The organism is Chryseobacterium sp. DZ-32, assembly GCF_059587025.1.
This window is the reverse complement of the sequence record NZ_JCAIOM010000012.1, coordinates 33,154-50,124: the sequence shown is the minus strand read 5'-3', so window position 1 is coordinate 50,124 and position 16,971 is coordinate 33,154. Positions and strand designations below refer to the sequence as shown.

The 16,971-nt window shown below is 38.5% G+C and carries 13 protein-coding genes; 3 read left to right on the top strand and 10 right to left on the bottom strand.

Going from position 1 to position 16,971, the window contains the following annotated elements; translation table 11 throughout:
- Positions 1-73: 73 nt before the first annotated feature.
- Entirely contained in the window at positions 74-1,231 is a 1,158-nt protein-coding gene (locus AC59HC_RS14555) for an MFS transporter (protein ID WP_496558875.1), read from the bottom strand.
- A 194-nt stretch (positions 1,232-1,425) separates the two neighbouring features.
- Here AC59HC_RS14555 and AC59HC_RS14550 point away from each other — a divergent pair, with 194 nt between their 5' ends.
- Positions 1,426-2,037 carry a GNAT family N-acetyltransferase gene (locus AC59HC_RS14550; protein WP_496558874.1) on the top strand — a complete coding sequence of 204 codons (612 nt, stop codon included), beginning with the start codon at positions 1,426-1,428 and terminating at the stop codon, positions 2,035-2,037.
- A 48-nt stretch (positions 2,038-2,085) separates the two neighbouring features.
- On the opposite strand, the gene AC59HC_RS14545 is transcribed toward AC59HC_RS14550, so the two are convergent.
- A complete protein-coding gene (locus tag AC59HC_RS14545) occupies positions 2,086-3,000 on the bottom strand; it encodes a helix-turn-helix domain-containing protein (RefSeq protein ID WP_280211672.1) in 915 nt (304 codons plus the stop codon).
- A 76-nt stretch (positions 3,001-3,076) separates the two neighbouring features.
- Positions 3,077-3,874, bottom strand: coding sequence for an SDR family oxidoreductase (locus tag AC59HC_RS14540; protein ID WP_311229339.1), 798 nt, complete (start codon positions 3,872-3,874; stop codon positions 3,077-3,079).
- 134 nt (positions 3,875-4,008) lie between these two features.
- Here AC59HC_RS14540 and AC59HC_RS14535 point away from each other — a divergent pair, with 134 nt between their 5' ends.
- Positions 4,009-7,350 carry a DEAD/DEAH box helicase gene (locus tag AC59HC_RS14535; protein WP_496558873.1) on the top strand — a complete coding sequence of 1,114 codons (3,342 nt, stop codon included), beginning with the start codon at positions 4,009-4,011 and terminating at the stop codon, positions 7,348-7,350.
- A gap of 98 nt (positions 7,351-7,448) precedes the next feature.
- On the opposite strand, the gene AC59HC_RS14530 is transcribed toward AC59HC_RS14535, so the two are convergent.
- The 6 genes from AC59HC_RS14530 to AC59HC_RS14505 all read right to left on the bottom strand — a co-directional run bounded on the left by AC59HC_RS14530 (position 7,449) and on the right by AC59HC_RS14505 (position 12,777).
- On the bottom strand, positions 7,449-8,759 hold the full coding sequence (locus AC59HC_RS14530; protein ID WP_395973392.1) for a T9SS type A sorting domain-containing protein: 1,311 nt from the start codon (positions 8,757-8,759) through the stop codon (positions 7,449-7,451).
- 241 nt (positions 8,760-9,000) lie between these two features.
- Positions 9,001-10,176 carry an acetyl-CoA C-acyltransferase gene (locus tag AC59HC_RS14525; protein ID WP_123278403.1) on the bottom strand — a complete coding sequence of 392 codons (1,176 nt, stop codon included), beginning with the start codon at positions 10,174-10,176 and terminating at the stop codon, positions 9,001-9,003.
- 153 nt (positions 10,177-10,329) lie between these two features.
- Entirely contained in the window at positions 10,330-10,830 is a 501-nt protein-coding gene (locus AC59HC_RS14520; protein WP_343640019.1) for an endonuclease V, read from the bottom strand.
- 2 nt (positions 10,831-10,832) lie between these two features.
- Positions 10,833-11,201, bottom strand: coding sequence for a VOC family protein (locus AC59HC_RS14515; protein WP_062670171.1), 369 nt, complete (start codon positions 11,199-11,201; stop codon positions 10,833-10,835).
- Complete coding sequence (locus tag AC59HC_RS14510; RefSeq protein ID WP_062670173.1) at positions 11,198-11,647, bottom strand: GNAT family N-acetyltransferase; 450 nt, start codon at positions 11,645-11,647, stop codon at positions 11,198-11,200. Before AC59HC_RS14510 ends, AC59HC_RS14515 begins: the two co-directional genes overlap by 4 nt.
- 89 nt (positions 11,648-11,736) lie before the next feature.
- Positions 11,737-12,777 (bottom strand): M28 family metallopeptidase, encoded by a 1,041-nt coding sequence (locus tag AC59HC_RS14505; RefSeq protein ID WP_496558872.1) that lies wholly within the window; start codon positions 12,775-12,777, stop codon positions 11,737-11,739.
- Between the two features lie 160 nt (positions 12,778-12,937).
- On the opposite strand from AC59HC_RS14505, the gene AC59HC_RS14500 reads away from it, so the two are divergent.
- Positions 12,938-14,077: an aminotransferase class I/II-fold pyridoxal phosphate-dependent enzyme gene (locus tag AC59HC_RS14500; RefSeq protein WP_496558871.1), complete on the top strand. Its 1,140-nt coding sequence runs from the start codon at positions 12,938-12,940 to the stop codon at positions 14,075-14,077.
- A gap of 127 nt (positions 14,078-14,204) precedes the next feature.
- On the opposite strand, the gene AC59HC_RS14495 is transcribed toward AC59HC_RS14500, so the two are convergent.
- Positions 14,205-16,937 (bottom strand): sodium-translocating pyrophosphatase, encoded by a 2,733-nt coding sequence (locus AC59HC_RS14495; protein ID WP_496558870.1) that lies wholly within the window; start codon positions 16,935-16,937, stop codon positions 14,205-14,207.
- Positions 16,938-16,971: the final 34 nt, after the last annotated feature.

Here is a 16,971-nt window from a genome sequence, read left to right as displayed (position 1 = left end):
AGGTAACGATCATGAGCCAGAACATGTCAAAAAATGCTTAAAAGATGTCAAAAACCCCTTAAAAAGAAATTGATTATGATTTCCTGAAGACTTTCATCTGACCCGCCATAATCGCCAGTAAAATCCCAAAGCAGGCAAAAAGACCATATGAGTACCTGAGATCAAAACTTTCTGCAATATATCCGATAAGAGGCGGCCCCATCAGAAATCCTAAAAATGATATGCTGGAAACAAATGATAAAGCAATACTCGGAGCTACTGTACTCACTTTTCCTACTGTACTGTAAACGGAAGGCACACTCAGGGAACTTCCGAGGCCGATGATCATAAAAGCAATGATGCAGATCCACAGTTCCGGAAAGAAAACACTTAGAAAAAGTCCGCTGCTCATCAGCAGTCCACAACACTGCAAAACGATCTTTTTCCCATACTTTTCGATGATTTTATTCCCGATAAAACGACCTAAAGTCATCATTAAGATAAAACTCGTATACCCCAGTATGACAAGGTTTTCAGGTGCTTTAACTATAGTTTGAAAATAAACTCCGCTCCAGTCGAACATTGCGCCCTCAATCGCCATACTCAGAAAGCCTATAATTCCCAAACCAATCAGTGTAGGATTCACTGCTTTGAAAATTGAACGGGTCTGCGGTTCTGCTTTATGAATAATATTGGTCAGATTTTTTGTACTGTAAAACCAAAGTATTCCTACCAGAATAAAAATAACAGCAAAATGGTAAAAAGTTCCTACATGGATATTAATCATCAGCAAACCTATGACTGCTCCTGTAAGACCAGCAAAACACCATGCACCGTGATAGGAAGAAAGAAGCGTTCTCTTTGTGATAGATTCTATTTCTATAGCCTGTGTATTGATGGCAATATTGCATATATTCCCGGACACACCGAAAAAGAACAGAACAGCCCCTAAAGTCCAGTAAGAAGGTGATAAACCAATTAAGAGAAGAAAAAAAGGATACAGCATAAAGCATCTTTTGATAATTCCGCTGCTTCCGTAGATACTGATCAGTTTTCCGGCCAGAACCATCGTCGACAGCTGTCCTATCGGCATCAAAAGCAAAAGTGTTCCCAATTGGGCTTCAGTAATGGAAAGAGCAGTTTTAATGATAGGAATCCGGCTCGCCCAGGAAGAAAAAACAAGCCCGTGGGCAAAGAATAGTAAAAAACAGGCGGTCGGCATTTTTGCATTAAAAGATGGGGTCTCGTTCATTATAACAGGGTAATAAAAATCCTTTTTGCAAATTTAGACACGCTGCGCTATTAAAATGTAGTTCATTTTTGTCATTTTTATGTTCCATTTTAACCAATAACAGCAACACAGAACTTTGTCATGGTAGAAAACCACTTTGTTTTTTGAATACAGATTTTTATTTTTTATTAATTTCGTTGTATAAAAAATGAGCCATGAAAGAAAAATGGATCGCCTATCCAACTATTTTGGAAGGAGAAACTGTTGAATTAATTCCCCTTGAAAAAGAGCATTTTGAAGAATTATATGCTGCTGCTTCAGATAAAGAACTCTGGGAACTGATTCCTACCGACTGCTCAGAGGAGACGATGTTTTATAAAACGTATGAATTCGCCTTATCAGAAAGAGAAACCGGAAATCAGTATCCATTTGTCATACGACATAAAGAAACCGGAAAACTGATTGGTTCCACACGCTTTTTTGAAATATATCCGGCAGACAGAAAACTGGAAATCGGATGGACATGGATCACCAAAGAGTTCTGGGGAACAGCCATCAACCTGGAATGCAAATTACTGCTCCTCACCTTTTGCTTTAATGTACTCAAAACAAACAGGGTACAGTTGAAAACGAAAGACGATAATTTCAGATCACGAAAAGCGATCGAAAAAATCGGTGGTGTATTTGAAGGTATTTTACGTAAAGACAAAGTTCTCAGCGATGGTACTACAAGAAATGCGGCTTATTACAGTATTTTGGATGATGAATGGGCAGCTTCAAAAAGCAAAATTGAAGCTCTGATCAAAGAAAAGCAACGTGTTGGCTAAAAAGTATACAATAAAAAACACCTGATATTTGAACCAGGTGTTTTTTATTTAGTTGAAAGACTGTCTGTAACTCAGAGGTGTTTTATCGGTTTTCTTTTTAAACAGCTTATTGAAAGACTGCGGATGTTCAAATCCAAGAGCATACGCTACTTCAGATACAGAAAAACCTGTGGTAGTAAGATATTCTTTCGCCTTTTCAATCAGTTTTTCGTGAATATGCTGCTGGGCATTTAATCCGGTAAGGTTACGAAGCATATCACTCAGATAATGGGGTGACAGATTGAGCGTGGAGGCCAGAAATTCTACCGTAGGAAGCCCTTTATTTAAGGTTTCCTGCTCGTTAAAATACTTTTCCAGCACAACATCCATTTTAGCCAGTACATCATTATTAACTGCCTTTCTGGTGATAAACTGTCTTTTATAAAAACGGTTGCTGTAATTAAGAAGCACATCAATATAAGAAACAATAACGTCCTGACTCACTTCATCAATAGCTGTATTGAGTTCATTTCCAATATTATCCAACAAGCCTGTTATCGTTGTCTTTTCCTGATCAGACAAGTGCAGTGCTTCATTTGTATCATAAGAAAAGAAACCGAAGTTTTTGATATTCTTTGCCAAAGGATAACTTCTGATGAAATCCGGATGTACCAACAAAGTATATCCGCAGTATTCTGCATTCTCATCAGTAGAAAGAACCTGACCGGGAGCAGTAAACATCATTCCTCCCTCATTGAAATCATAATATCCCTGTCCATAGCCCATTTTTCCAACCGTGGAATATTTATACGAGATCTTATAAAAATTCAGGATAAAGCTTCTCTTCAGCATATCTTTTCTGATGCTCATTTTCGTATTATCCACAAGGCTTACCAACGGATGAAGCGGCTTGGGCAGCTGCAGCATATTGTGCAATTCTGATATGGATGAGATCTTCAGTGGAATATTATCTTTCTTTTCCATGATATAAAATTATAAATTATTGGGTGAAAAAGACAGTACAAATGTAATTTACTTATACTGTCTTTCAAAAACCTGATTACATAAACTGTTTTCCGAACTGCTCTCTGAATGCTTCATCACCTAGTTCAAGACGCTGTGCATAGATGGCTTTAGCATCTTCTCCGGCCACATATCTCAGTTGTTTTTTACCATCTGTTGCAGCCTCATAGACTACTGCTGCAATCTGTTCCGGTGTAGAAGCCGCTTCCATCATCCCTTCCATTTTAGAAAACAGAGAATTCGTCATGTCTTCATAAGCAGGACTGGATGCTGAGTCCAGAGAACGGCTTACAAAATCCGTCTTGATTCCTCCGGGAGACACCGTTTTAATATCAATTCCCAAAGTATTAAGCTCAAAAGCTAAGCTTTCACTCCACCCTTCAAGCGCCCACTTGGTCGCGTGATAAGTAGAACCCAATGGGAACGCTACCAGTCCTCCTATAGACGTTGTAGAAATGAACATTCCTCTTTTCTGTTCTCTGAAGTAAGGAATAAATGCCTGTGTAACGCGTATAACCCCTAATAAATTCGTGTCAAGCTGTTTAACGATCTGATCATCAGAAAGCGCTTCCAAAGGTCCTATAAGGCCGTATCCTGCGTTATTATACACCACATCGATGTCTCCAAGTTCAAGAGCCTGTTTTACAGTAGACTTAATCTGTTCCGGATTGGTAACATCCAGCGGAAGTACAGTTACATTCTCCAAAGCCGCAAGATCAGCTGCTGCTTCAGGGTTTCTCATAGTGGCGATTACTTTCCATCCGTTGTTTTGAAATAATTGGGCAGCTGCTTTTCCTAATCCTGTAGAAGCACCTGTTATAAAAATTGTTTTCATTTTTCTTGGTTTAAAATTACAGGACAAAGTTCTGCATTACAACAAACGCCCGAGTTGCCAAAATGGGGTAAGGTGTAGCCAAAACGGATTCTTTAATATATTTGTTTTTTGTAAGTTTGTCCCGATCTATTTTTATGGCAGAATATATTCTTGACAACATCAATATCAGTACACTTTCCGTATATGACCTGCTGAAACATACCTCAGACAGTGCATTTATCGGGATCAGGGATTTTCGTGAAATCTATCCTGTTGCTATTGAAAACAATACAGGAATATTTACAAAAGAGTCTTCATTACAGGATTTTCCGGTGGTTACCATCAGCAAAATAAACAGCACTCTGCTTTGTTCATGCACCTGCAGCAATGAAAAGAACCAGCTTTGTTCTCATCAGGCAGAAATAATTCACTGCATTATTGAAGATAAAAACTATCGCCTGTTTTTTGATGAAACACTCCGTAAAAAAACCTTTCTTCCTAAAGCAAAAGAATATGGGCTGGAAAATGAGCCGGATCTGGATCAGTATTTTGAACTGGAATATACTGAAGGCAAAATTAAAATACAGCCCAGAATCAAAGAAATGCTTCCTGCAGATGATGTGATGCTGACAAGGGACCTTCTTCCTCAGCTTCCATCTAAACTGGATGAGCTGGCCATACTGGAAACAGGTAAAAAACAGATATTGGTTATCGGTAAACACCGTTATTACAATCATATGACGTTCTCTCTGATGGAGGCAGAGATAACGCAGGCAGGAAAGCTCAAAAATCCGGTCACTCCCGTAGATGCCATGCGGCTTATCTGGAAAGCAGAAAAACCTGCAGACATCAAATTTTATACTGCCATTACTACTTTTCAGAATAACTATAATGAAGATTACAACCCTGCAGAACTTGAAGCGTTAAAACTTATTGTACAGAATCCTCTGGAACTGGAAGTGTATTATCACGACCGGGAAATCGCAGAAACGGTTTCTTCAAAATCACTTTCCCAGGTTGAATTAAATACTTTAGATGCCGAGGTTCAATTATCTGTATTTAAGAAAGATCCGTTTTTTGAAATCACCGGAGAACTGTTGTTTAATGACATTGCTTTTCCATTTAAAAATATAGTTCTCAGAAATGAGTATTTTGTGTATAACCGAAACATTTTCAGCTTTGTAGACAATCCGGACATGCTCAGAATCATTCGGTTCTTTAAGGCTCATAATGAAATTCTACTGGTTCATTCTTCAAAATATGAAGCATTTATGCAGGACATTCTTTCCGCTTTAGAAGAACGTATCCATATTAATTACAGCTACATACAACCCGCAACGAAAGTACAGCTTGAAGACAAGAATTATCAGACTGAAAAAGTCATTTATCTCCGTCAGCAGGAAAATTATATAGGAATTACTCCCGTCATGAAATACGGTGATGTGGAAGTTCCGGTCTATTCCAGGAAGCAGCTCTTTGATACCGATCATAATGGAAATCCATTTAAAATAGAAAGAAATGAATCAGCTGAAGCCCGTTTTACTTCTTTGGTGATGCAGCAGCATCCTGATTTTGAAGATCAGATGGACGGCTACCAGTATTTTTATCTCCACAGGGATAAGTTTCTTGATAACAACTGGTTTCTTGAAGCTTTTGAAACCTGGAGAAACGAAGGAATCATCATACTTGGCTTTAACGAATTAAAAAACAATAAATTAAACCCTCACCGGGCAAAAATCAATATTCAGATTACCAGCGGACTGGATTGGTTTAACGCTAAACTGAAAGTAGGATTTGGTCCCAAAGAAGCTTCTCTGAAACAGCTTCACCGGGCCATCCGGAATAAGAGTAAATTCGTCCAGCTGGATGATGGCAGCATGGGAATTCTTCCCGAAGAATGGATGGAAAAGATAGCTGCTTATTTCAGAGCAGGAGAAATTGATGAAGAGCTTTTAAAGATTCCGAAAATCAATTTTTCGGAGGTAACGTCACTATTTGAAAAAGAAATTCTGAGCAAGGAGATTCAGGAAGAACTTACCTCCTATTCTACAAAGTTTTCAAAAGTAAAAGACATCCCGGAAACGGCTGTTCCCGCTGAGCTGAATGCTGAGTTGAGAGATTACCAGCATGACGGACTCAACTGGCTTAATTTTCTTGACAGTTTCAACTTCGGAGGATGTCTTGCTGATGATATGGGGCTTGGAAAAACCATTCAGATCATTGCTTTTATTCTTTCACAGAGGGAAAAAAGAGGCCACACCACCAATCTGATTGTGGTTCCTACTTCCCTGATTTTCAACTGGCAGGAAGAGATCAGCAGATTTGCACCTTCCATAAAAGTTCTGCTTCATTATGGTGCAGACCGTCCAAAAACAACCGCTCATATGCCTGATTACGAAGTAGTTCTTACCACTTACGGAATGCTACTTTCGGACATTCAATTTTTGAAAAAGCTTAATTTCAATTATGTGTTTCTGGATGAATCACAGGTGATTAAAAATCCTAATTCAGAAAGGTATAAAGCGGCACGTCTGCTTCAATCAAGAAACAGAATCGTACTAACGGGGACGCCCGTTGAAAACAGCACTTTTGATCTTTACAGTCAGCTTTCTTTTGCCTGTCCCGGATTGTTGGGAAGCAAACAGTATTTTAAAGACATTTATGCTATCCCTATTGATAAATTTGAGTACAGCAAACGTGCCATAGAGCTTCAGCAAAAGATAAAGCCATTTATCCTCAGAAGAACTAAGAAACAGGTTGCCAAAGAACTTCCGCAGAAAACTGAAACAGTAATCTACTGTGAAATGAATACGGAACAGCGCAAAATTTATGATGCTTATGAAAAGGAACTTCGTGAGTTTATTGCCGCCAACGATGACGATGATCTGAACAAGAACAGCATGCATGTTCTTACAGGCCTTACGAGGCTCAGACAGATCTGTAATTCCCCTGTTCTGATGAAAGAGGGATACTCCGGTGAAAATGCCGTTAAAATCGAAATTCTGATGGAGCAAATCCTTGGGAAGTCAAAAGATCATAAAATCCTTGTTTTCTCACAGTTTGTAGGCATGCTTGATTTGATCAAAGCTGAACTGGAACACAACAGCATTCAGTTTGAATATTTAACGGGTCAAACGAAAGACAGAGGGGAAAAAGTAGCTCATTTTCAGAACAATGAAGATATCCGTGTATTTTTGATAAGCTTAAAGGCCGGAGGTGTCGGTCTCAATCTTACCCAAGCAGATTATATCTATCTTGTTGACCCATGGTGGAATCCTGCAGCTGAAAACCAGGCTATTGACCGCAGTTACCGTATAGGACAGACTAAAAATGTAATTGCTGTACGGATGATATGCTCCAATACTGTAGAAGAAAAGATTCTTACGCTTCAGAAAAAGAAAAAAGAACTGGCTCAGAATCTATTGACCACTGACGGAAAGAAGCTTCAGGGATTGTCTAAGCAGGATTTGATGGATTTACTGGGATCTGAATCATAATATAAAAGCTTAAAAACAGCAAATAAAAAACCGACAGGTAAAAGACCTGTCGATTAAAAAACAAAAATTGATATGGATATGATTTAGATATGATGTGTCTATTTTTTAATAATTTTTTCTGTAACTGTTTTCTGATTTTTGGTCTGAATTTTAATCAGATAGATTCCCGGAATAAAATTGTCCATTGAAACGGTCATCGAATTACCTTCCAGCATCTTTTGTCCGGACATATTGTAAATCTCGTATTTCTCCAATCCTTCCTTCATCTTGATTGTCACTGAACCTGATGTAGGGTTCGGATATATGTTCACCTGGGCCGGTAACTCTTTGGAAACTTCTGATGTTGAAAGACTTTCAGGCTGAATATTTAAAGTATAATCCTCTGCCTGACCGATAAACCAATCTGAAGGACAGGGAAGATTCTTTAAAGCGCCCATCCATGAATTGGATTCATAGGCTTTTACCAGTCTGAAACGGGTTTCTCCCAACTGCGCTCCTGCCGGAATGGTAATATTAGCTGTTGTAATCCCGGACTCATGACCGGAAACCGGATTGGAATTATCCAGATAGCCCAGATTAAATTGTTCATCAGCATCAAACTGATTATTATGGTTAAAATCAATATAAGCATAGGCAGATACGGTATTCTGGCCATGGGTACCACCTGTCACACTTATGGGATAGGTATTTCCACGGTTCACATTAAACACTGTTGCTGTAAAGTTTTCAAGAACATCAGAATTGCCGTCAAGTGCACTGTTTCTAACAACTCCGGCAAATTCTACCGTACTGATCTCACTCACGGTCAAGCTTGTAATATTTTCAGTACCGCAATAAGGAGCCGGGAAACTGGCCGTATTTCCTATGATATTAACCGTATAATCTTCCGTCTGCCCTGCTCTTAAGCTACTGTCACAAGCTGAACTGATAGAGTTCGGAGCAGCAGGATTTGAATAGGCCTGAACATTGGTATTTTTAAGAACTCTCATTCTTGTACTTCCGATGGCAGCATTGACCGGGATTGCTATGGTATTATTAACTGTAAAAGCATTGGCCGGATTAGCGGCATCAAGTCTTCCGATATAAAAGCTTTCTCCTGCATCATCAAAATTTCCGTTCTGATTAAAGTCTATAAAAACAACTACATCACTTGGAAATGTACTGGATGGCCCTTTCACAGATATCGGATAGGAATTTCCCAGCTGCAGGTCTGTAGATATTGCTGTAAAGTTCTCATAAATTTGTGCATTGGAGGATTGAATGGATGAAGAATTATTAATCGTTCCGAAAGTTACATTACTGATCATGTTGCTGTCAGCTCCGTACTGAAAGGTTGGCATACAATATTGCAGCTGCGCATTCGTCAGGGATGCAAGTACAATACCAGAAAGAGTAGTTATTTTTTTCATTTTCTTTGTTCAATTTCTTGGGACAAATTTATATTTATTTAGAATGAATAAAAATAACAATACGATGATATTTGTCAGCTTAATAAAAATAGAGTCTTTAAATTTCGTCTGCACTCATTAAATATTCTGTTTTACCAATAGATAATCAATATGTTGCCAACGAAAAAGATCTTTCTCAAATTTAACTTTAAGAAAGATCTTTTTTAATATAATAATTGAAATCTAAGGTAATTTATCCCTTTTAGTCTATATTTTCGATAAGAACTGCGGAAGCGCCTCCTCCTCCATTACAGATGGCAGCAATTCCATACTTTCCTTTTTCCTGGCGTAAAACATTCACTAAAGTGGTCATAATCCTTGCTCCTGAAGCACCAATCGGATGTCCCAATGCAACTGCTCCTCCGTATACATTTACCTTGCTGATATCATAATCCAAAATTTTTTGATTGGATAGAATTACTGAAGAATACGCTTCATTAATTTCAAAAAAGTCGATATCTGACAGATTGAGACCTGTTTGTTTCAACAATTTCTGAATAGCGATGGAAGGTGAAGTGGTAAACCATTCTGGTGCCTGAGCGGCATCTGCATAGGCTATTATTTTTGCCAGTGGTTTTAAATTATGTTGCTCTATTGCTTCAGAAGACGCTAGTAAAAGGGCTGCAGCACCATCATTCAGATTGCTGGAATTGGCTGCTGTAAGTGTTCCGTCGGCTTCAAATGCAGGTTTCAAAAGGGAAATTTTCTCTGGGATCAGTTTATCAATATCTTCGTCTTTACTAACGATTGTAGTTCCTTTTTTACTTTCAATCGATATTGGGATCAATTCGTTGCCAATCTTGTCGTTTTTTGCCGCTTCCTGAGCTCTCTGGTATGAGAGAAGGGCATAATCATCAAGTTCCTGTCTGGTAAGTCCATATTTTTTCACGCCTAATTCCGCTGCACTTCCCATGTGGAAATCATTGTAGACATCCCATAGCCCGTCTTTAATCAATCCATCAGTAAGATTCGTATCTCCCAGTTTTGTCCCCTGACGGATTTTGACATAATGCGGAACGTTGCTCATGCTTTCCATTCCTCCCGTCATAACAATATGCTCCATTCCAAGCTGGATCTGCTGAGCCCCAATCATTGCCGCTTTCATTCCGGATGCACAGACTTTGTTGATTGTCGTAGCATCTTTATCAACGGGAATTTTAGCAAAAATCGCAGCCTGTCTGGCTGGCGACTGTCCGAGTCCTGCGCTTAGCACATTTCCCATATATACACTGTCTATATGCTCTGGTGAGAGATTGATACCTTCATAAGCGTTCTGAATGGCAATAGCTCCCAACTGTGGTGCTGTAAATCCAGAGAGGCTTCCCATAAAACCACCCACCGGGGTTCGTTTTGCGGCGACTATAAATACTTCTTTCATAGAATTTATTTTTTACAATATACCGATCAGTATATTTTTGATTAAAAAAAATCCTTTTTATATTGACAAAGGAATATAACAAAGATAATTAAAATATACCAATCGGTATATTCATAGACAAAAAAAATCTTACTTTTTGTAAGACTTTATTATTTATGCTCTGCTTAGTTGGTCTAATCTTTTCAACAGCGTAGGCATTCTGTAATCGCCATGCATCTGTTGTACTTTTAATTGAACTTCATCTACATTTATTCCTTTCGCTGTTACAAAAAGTGGGGTTTTACTTTCTCCACGAACTGCATTTCTTCGTTGGGAATCAGGAGTTCTAAATTCATTCTTTGCAATCCCAACAATAGGATATTTTTCTTTCAGTTCTTCATAAAGATGGCCGCCTAAGCCAATTTTCCCATTATTATCCAAAGTGACATATCCATCAACAATGATAATGTCTTCTGGTCTTAATGTTATTTTTTTTAGCAGACTCAAAATACAGGGCAATTCTCTTTTGTAAAAAGCCCCGCTTTCATATTCTGAACTTACGGGAATCTGTTCTATAAAGACTTCCACTTCTTTTTCAGAGGTCCAGTCTTCAAATGCAATACACACGGTATTGGCATAATCCTCATAATAATAGGTATCAAATGCGTAAATCATATTTATTTCTTAAAAAACTCACCGAAGTGCCACAATATTCCTGAAGGATCATGTACAAAGCACTCTTTCCCCCAATCCATTGTTCTTACAGGAGTAAGCCTCACATTTTCATATTTTTCTGTAAGCTCCAGAGACAAGAGTTCTTTCCAGAATTCATCTGTATTGGCAACTTCCATAAAGATCATGGTATTATCCACCCAGTCTTTTGCATAATAATCCTGGAGATAAAAACCGATTTCTTCTCTTGTAAATAAAGACAATTTAGATTCCAGAACTACTTCTTGAAATCCCATATCTCTGTAAAAATTTCTGCTGATCTCAAAGTTTTGCGCTCCGATAAAAGGTCTGATGGATTTCAGTTTTGGTGTCATAATTTTTTATTTTTCCAGTTTTCAGAACTCATTTGAAACTTGATTTCTCCTTTTCCATGGGGTCCAGCTTCCTTCCATCCAGATTTTCTGTAAAAGATTTCAGCCCTTGTTCCAGGTGAAGTACCCAGCCATACGGAATCTTTATTTTGTTCAAAATACCAGTCCAGCATAATATCATGGAGTTTCCTGCCTATTCCAAGGTTTTCAAAATCCGGATGCACAAAGAGCGCCCAGATATTGTTTTCTTTCAGATCTGCAATGGAAAAACCAACGATCTGATCTTCCATCTCACAAACCCAACCTTTTCCTCTTTGGAATAGAAATTCCTCACAATCTTTATCGGTAACCAATCCAGGATCTGACAGCGTGTTTTCTTTCACGGAGTTTCTCACAATCTGTATTTGTGGGATATCTTCTGGCTTTGCTTCCCGGATTATTGTTTTCATGGTAATGTTTTTGCTGGCAGTTTACAGGAATGATATTTTTTTAACCTTATCAAGGTTTAAAAAAATATCATTCCAATTAAAATTAATAATTATTTTCTGTCAACCACAATTCTTTCTTCCCTGTTGGCAATATCCCATGCTGTTGTAAAGATGAGCTGGGTTCTTTTTTCCAATAACTGATAATCAATCTTTTCGGGATCGTCACCTGGTTTGTGATAGTCTTCGTGAATACCGTCAAAGAAGAAGGCTACAGGAATATTATGCTTGGCAAAATTATAGTGGTCTGAACGGTAGTACAATTGTTCAGGATCATTCAGATCATCGTATTTATAATTCAGTTCCAGGTTGTTGGTCCTTTTGTTAGCAGCTTCGTTAATGACTTTAAGCTGAGAGCTTAACATATCAGAACCAATTACATAAACATATTGCTTACCTCTGTTGGCAGGATCATCACGTCCGATCATATCAATATTAAGGTCAACAACGGTATTGGCTAATGGAAAAACGGGGTTTTCGGAATAATATTCTGAACCGAAAAGTCCATGTTCTTCTCCTGTAACATGGAGAAACAGGATTGATCTTTTAGGCCCTTTTCCTGCTTTTTTAGCTTGTTGGAATGCTTTTGCTATTTCCATTACAGCAACGGTTCCGCTTCCGTCATCATCTGCTCCGTTGTATACTACTCCGTTTTTTGTACCTACATGGTCATAATGTGCCGAAACCACTACAATCTCGTCGGGTTTTTCACTTCCTTCAATAAACGCTAAAATATTTTCAGAATCAGGAAGATTGCCGCCGCCTCTTTTCTTCATGAAGTCAGATGACACTTTCTGATAGTATGAGCCTAGTGCTTTAGGAGCTGAAATACCCAGATTCTTATAGTAATTAATCATATACTCACCCGCTTTTTTCTGTCCTTTGCTTCCGGTATCACGCCCTTCCATATCGTCTGCTGCAATGACGTAAAGGTTTTTCTTTAAATCCTCTGCATTAATCTCTTTATAGGCATTGTTAAATGCTTTGTTATGTTTTGTTGAAACAGAATGTGGCGCGCTTCCGTCAGCTATTTTTGCCGTTCCGCAACTGGTTACTACCGCCATGGCCAATAACGGGATAAGTATTTTTTTCATAAAGAATAAATTTCTTAAAAATAACAATTTTTATTGAATCCCCGCATTGATAATCAACAGGACAAAATAATATGCAGTTCATTACAGATCTACCAACACATAAGCTTAAGTGTAATTTTGATATTAAAATTTTATTATATTTGATAAAAATACAAAATAAGTGAAAGAAATTTACGGATTTACTCATTATTCCTTTTTTACGGAAATGTCCGAGCTGGCAGCCAGGCACGGAAGCTTTGATCTTTCTCTGGGACTTCCCGATTTTGATATTGATGAACGCCTGAAAGTATTTTTAAAGGAAGCTGCTGAGCACAACACGCATCACTATGAACCTCTTGCAGGCAATCCTCTGCTGATGGAGAGCATTATCAGATTCAATGCAAAACGAATTCATCAAATAACGGTTACCACAAAGGAAATCACGATTGTACCCTGTGCAACCTTTGCTTTATATACTGCACTTAAATCAATTCTGAATCAAGGTAATGAAGTTATCATTATTCAACCTTCATACTACACTTATGGGCCAGCTGTTGTTATGAATAGAGGAATTCCTGTTTATTATGATCTTGATGGTGATTTTACCATAGATTGGGATCTGTTTAAAGACTGTATTACTGAAAAGACAAGAGCAGTCATTGTCAACTCTCCCCAGAATCCAACCGGAAAAATATGGAAAAAAGAAGACTGGAATCAGCTCTATGAACTGATCAAAGACCGTGATATTTATTTGATTTCAGAAGAAATATATGATACTTATTGTTATGATGAAACTGAACATTACAGTTCTTTCATCCATCCTGAACTCAGGAAAAAGACTTTCTGTATTTTTTCTTTTGGTAAAATGTTTCATACTTCGGGATGGAAAGTGAGTTATATGCTTGCTTCAGAAGTTTTAACAACAAGATTTCAATGTCATCAACAGTATATTTCTTACAGTGCCAATGCTCCTGCACAATATGCTATCGCAAAATATCTCGACGTATTTGATCCGGATCTCAATAAAAAACTCATGCAGAAAAAAAGAGATATTTTTAATGAAATGATTAAAGAAACACCGCTTCAGATCGAACAACAAGCGGAAGGAAGTGTTTTTCAGGTTGTTAATTTCAGGACTATTTCTAAAAGCATGACAGATGTAGAGTTTTCAAAATGGCTTACCATTGATAAGAAGGTTTCCTGTCTTCCACTTTCTGCATTTTATAATTCAAGGGAGAATTCTGATTATGTCAGGTTTAGTTTTGCTAAAAAAGATGAATTGATTATTCAGGCTTTGGAGCATTTGAAAAGAAGTCTTTGATTTTTCTGGATTTGCTTTTCCCAAAGATCACACAGATTTTCACAGATGATGGTGGATATTTTTAGACTGTATTTATAATACAAAAGCACCGCCATAGCGATGCTTTTGTACTATTTATACTTTGATTTTAAAGAGCGAGTACTCTTACATCAATTCTCCTGTTTTTTGCTTTACATTCATCAGTGTCATTGGCTTTACATACAGGATATTGTGATCCGTATCCTTCTGCTTCTATTCTGTCTGCTGCAATACCTAGCTCAAGCAGTTTGAGTTTTGCTGTCTGCGCTCTCAAATTGGATAATTTAAGGTTACTGTCCTCGTTACCACTATTGTCTGTATATCCGCCCAATTTTATTTTCAGATCAGGATAAGCATTTAAAATTTCCGCCAGCGTATTGAGCTGAAGTGCGGATTCTGCTTTCAGATCACTGGAACCTGTTTCAAAATAAAGATTTTCAATGGTGTACCATTTATTGGGATCTAAAGCCGATTTATCTTTTTGTTTCACCACATTATAAAGTTGGTAAAGTTGGCTCCCATCACCTATGGCGATGGTTTTCCCTCCATTCAGTTTTATTTTCTGAATATTTCCTGTTTCATACACAAAGTCCCCATTTTCATTAAGATATCCCTTAATTTCTCCAGGAACAGCAGTAATGATCGGATTATCACCACTTGCAGCTGTTGCCATACCGGAAACTCCTGTAAGACTTTCAATTTTCGCTTTTCTGTTGGCTTCAATTTTATCTTTATGTAAAACAGCCAAAGTAGGTGCAATTACCAGAGAAACAATTGACATTAATTTGATCAGAATATTCATCGATGGTCCTGATGTATCTTTAAACGGATCTCCCACCGTATCACCTGTCACAGATGCTTTGTGAGGTTCTGAACCTTTATAATAGGTCTGACCATTGATGTCAACTCCTTTTTCAAATGATTTTTTGGCATTATCCCAGGCCCCGCCTGCATTGTTCTGGAACATTCCCATCAAAACACCGCATACTGTAGCACCAGCCAGGAATCCTCCCAATACTTCGGGACCAAAAATAAATCCTATTAATAAAGGAGAAACGATGGCTATAGCACCAGGAAGCATCATTTTTCTGATGGACGCATCGGTAGAAATGGCAACACATTTTTCATATTCGGGCTGCGCTTTTCCTTCCAGGATTCCCGGAATTTCACGGAATTGTCTTCTTACTTCTTCTACCATTGCCATAGCAGCCTGTCCTACTGCGGTAATCGCCAATGAGGAGAAGATAAACGGAATCATCCCACCTACAAAAAGTCCGGCAAGAACATCTGCTCTGTAAATATCAATACCATCAATTCCTGCAATTCCTACAAAAGCAGCAAATAAGGCCAATGCTGTTAAGGCAGCTGAAGCAATGGCAAATCCTTTTCCTGTAGCAGCCGTTGTATTTCCTACGGCATCCAGAATATCTGTTTTTTCACGTACTTCTTTGGGAAGTTCACTCATCTCAGCAATACCTCCGGCATTATCTGCGATAGGTCCAAAAGCATCAATAGCAAGCTGCATGGCTGTGGTAGCCATCATTCCAGCTGCGGCAATTGCCACTCCATAAAGCCCGGCACACAGATAAGAACCATAAATTCCTCCCGCCAATACAATAATAGGAAGCAAAGTAGATTCCATTCCCACGGAAAGCCCACCGATAATATTGGTTGCATGCCCTGTAGAAGACTGTCTCACAATACTGGAAACCGGTCTTTTTCCCATGGCTGTATAATATTCTGTAATGATACTCATTAAGGTTCCTACTACTAATCCCACCATTATCGCTCCGAAAACACCCATTTTCGTAAACTCATGCCCTCTTAAAACCATTTTTTCAGGAAGGATATACGTTACCAGGAAATAGGAAGCAATAGCCGTAATCACAATACTCCCCCAGTTCCCAAGATTTAATGCATTCTGTACGCTGGAAGTGGATGAACCTTCATTATCATTAATTTTCACAAATAAAGTTCCGATCATTGAAAATATAATTCCTGTTCCTGCAATCAGCATCGGTAAAAGAATCGGGGCAAAGCCTCCGAAGGCGTCATCAGAAATGGTTTCTCTTCCTAATACCATAGTAGCCAGAACCGTAGCAACATAAGATCCGAAAAGGTCTGCTCCCATTCCGGCAACGTCTCCTACATTGTCTCCAACGTTATCTGCAATGGTAGCAGGGTTTCGGGGATCGTCTTCGGGAATTCCGGCCTCCACTTTTCCCACAAGGTCAGCACCTACGTCTGCTGCTTTTGTATAAATACCGCCTCCTACTCTTGCAAAAAGGGCGATAGATTCTGCACCCAGAGAAAATCCGGTGAGAATTTCAATGGTTCTTTCCATTTCGTGGGAATCTACGGTAGCTTCAGGGGCAAAAATCTGCTTAATGATCAGAAATAAAGCACCTAATCCTAAAACAGCAAGGCCAGCGACTCCCATTCCCATCACAGAACCTCCGGTAAAAGATACTTTAAGGGCTTTTGACAGTGAAGTTCTTGCCGCTTCAGCTGTTCTGACATTAGCTTTGGTAGCGATTTTCATTCCGATAAAACCTGCACATGCTGAGAAAATAGCACCTACTACAAAGGCAATTCCTATACTCCAGTGTGAATTGGCATTACTTGATCCCATCACTGCCAGTAAAATGGCAACGACTACAACAAAGTACGTTAAGATTTTGTATTCAGCCTTTAGAAAAGCCATTGCACCATCTGCAATGTGGCCGCTGATTGTTTTCATTTTTTCATTTCCGGCATTCTGTTTATTGACCCAGCTGCTCTGAAGAAATGTATAAAGCAAAGCTATGACACCAAAAATTGGCACTAACACAAATAGATCCATAGTTTATTATTTTATATTAAAAAATTGAGATTAG

What these genes read in the sequence shown, in the direction of transcription:
- AC59HC_RS14555 (WP_496558875.1), bottom strand. Translation starts at nt 1,231, where the DNA reads ATGAACGAGACCCCATCTTTTAATGCAAAAATGCCGACCGCCTGTTTT.
- AC59HC_RS14550 (WP_496558874.1), top strand. Translation starts at nt 1,426, where the DNA reads ATGAAAGAAAAATGGATCGCCTATCCAACTATTTTGGAAGGAGAAACT.
- AC59HC_RS14545 (WP_280211672.1), bottom strand. Translation starts at nt 3,000, where the DNA reads ATGGAAAAGAAAGATAATATTCCACTGAAGATCTCATCCATATCAGAA.
- AC59HC_RS14540 (WP_311229339.1), bottom strand. Translation starts at nt 3,874, where the DNA reads ATGAAAACAATTTTTATAACAGGTGCTTCTACAGGATTAGGAAAAGCA.
- AC59HC_RS14535 (WP_496558873.1), top strand. Translation starts at nt 4,009, where the DNA reads ATGGCAGAATATATTCTTGACAACATCAATATCAGTACACTTTCCGTA.
- AC59HC_RS14530 (WP_395973392.1), bottom strand. Translation starts at nt 8,759, where the DNA reads ATGAAAAAAATAACTACTCTTTCTGGTATTGTACTTGCATCCCTGACG.
- AC59HC_RS14525 (WP_123278403.1), bottom strand. Translation starts at nt 10,176, where the DNA reads ATGAAAGAAGTATTTATAGTCGCCGCAAAACGAACCCCGGTGGGTGGT.
- AC59HC_RS14520 (WP_343640019.1), bottom strand. Translation starts at nt 10,830, where the DNA reads ATGATTTACGCATTTGATACCTATTATTATGAGGATTATGCCAATACC.
- AC59HC_RS14515 (WP_062670171.1), bottom strand. Translation starts at nt 11,201, where the DNA reads ATGACACCAAAACTGAAATCCATCAGACCTTTTATCGGAGCGCAAAAC.
- AC59HC_RS14510 (WP_062670173.1), bottom strand. Translation starts at nt 11,647, where the DNA reads ATGAAAACAATAATCCGGGAAGCAAAGCCAGAAGATATCCCACAAATA.
- AC59HC_RS14505 (WP_496558872.1), bottom strand. Translation starts at nt 12,777, where the DNA reads ATGAAAAAAATACTTATCCCGTTATTGGCCATGGCGGTAGTAACCAGT.
- AC59HC_RS14495 (WP_496558870.1), bottom strand. Translation starts at nt 16,937, where the DNA reads ATGGATCTATTTGTGTTAGTGCCAATTTTTGGTGTCATAGCTTTGCTT.